This is a genomic window from Longimicrobium sp. (assembly GCA_036377595.1).
Classification (GTDB): domain Bacteria; phylum Gemmatimonadota; class Gemmatimonadetes; order Longimicrobiales; family Longimicrobiaceae; genus Longimicrobium.
The window spans coordinates 1-1,121 of record DASUYB010000011.1 but is presented as its reverse complement, the minus strand read 5'-3'; the positions used below and the strand labels follow the sequence as shown (position 1 = coordinate 1,121).

Genomic DNA, 1,121 nt, shown 5'->3' with positions numbered 1-1,121 from the left:
GCCGCGGGAAGCACTCAAGTTCTACCAACAGGGCATCGCGCTCTCGATGGAAGACGCCAACCTGGTCTCCCTCCAGCAGAACCTGTACAGCGCGGGCACGACGTCGATGGAGCTCCAGCGCGCCGACGACGCCGAGGGCTATTTCAAGCACGCGGGCGCCTGTTCCGGCAAGCTCGCGAACCCGTACACCAAGTGCGACGCCATGGAAAAAGAGGGCGAAGCGCAGTGGCAGCTCGGCAAATTCAAGCAAGCCGAAGAGACCTGGACGAACGGGAAAAACCTCGCCAAGCAGTTCAACTACGGCGAACGCGCGATCGCGATCCTCGATCGCATGATCGCCATGTATCGGCTCTCGAACCTCTTCAGCGAGGCTCACGCGTGCGAACGCGAAAAGGCCGAGCTCACGCAGCAACAGGGCGCGCAGCATGCAGGGTAACGGTGGGAAGTTCGGCGGTGGTGGCGCCAGCGGCGGTTGGGGTGAGTCGGGTGGCGGCCCCGCTGGTGAAGGCGGCGGTGCTCCGGCGGGCGGCGGTGCCCCGGCCGGCAGTGGCGGTGGTCAGGGCCCTGCTGGCGGCGGTGCTCCCGCGGGCGGCGGCGGCTCTGCCAGCGGCGGCGGCGGCGGTGGCGGCGGCGCGGGCGGCGGCGGAGGAGCTGGCGGCGGCGGAGGAGCGGGCGGCGGCGGAGGAGCTGGCGGCGGTGCGGGCGGAGGAGCTGGCGGCGGTGCAGGCGGAGGAGCTGGCGGCGGCGCGGGCGGCGGTGGCGGCATCTTCGGAGCGCGCGTCGCTTCCGCGGCGAAGTCGATGCAGGTGTCGGACACCGGCAACGCCAAAGTCGACGCGATGGGCGACGTCATCAACAACGCCCTCGCGCCGTTCTTCGAAGCTCCCGATCCCGAAAAGGGCGTTCTCGGCGTAGTCGAGCAAGGTATCGGCGCGGTGATGGGGCTGCAGAACGCGCCCCTCGAATTGCTGAACACGGGCTTCGCGATGTTGACCGCGCCGATCGCGGCGCTGATGCCCGCGTTCCCGGCGGCGTACCTGACGGTGCTTCACGTCGGCATGCCGCACACGCATGTCCACCCGCCGAGCCTGATCCCGCCAGCCCCGCCCGTGCCTTTGCCA

At 70.0% G+C, this 1,121-nt stretch carries 2 protein-coding genes; both read left to right on the top strand.

Annotation, left to right across the window (positions count from 1 at the left end):
- A partial coding sequence (locus VF092_01485; GenBank protein HEX6745955.1) for a hypothetical protein occupies positions 1-436 on the top strand: 436 nt, incomplete at its 5' end.
- A 364-nt stretch (positions 437-800) separates the two neighbouring features.
- Positions 801-1,121, top strand: a 321-nt coding sequence (locus tag VF092_01480) for a hypothetical protein (protein ID HEX6745954.1), incomplete at its 3' end; no start/stop codon positions are given.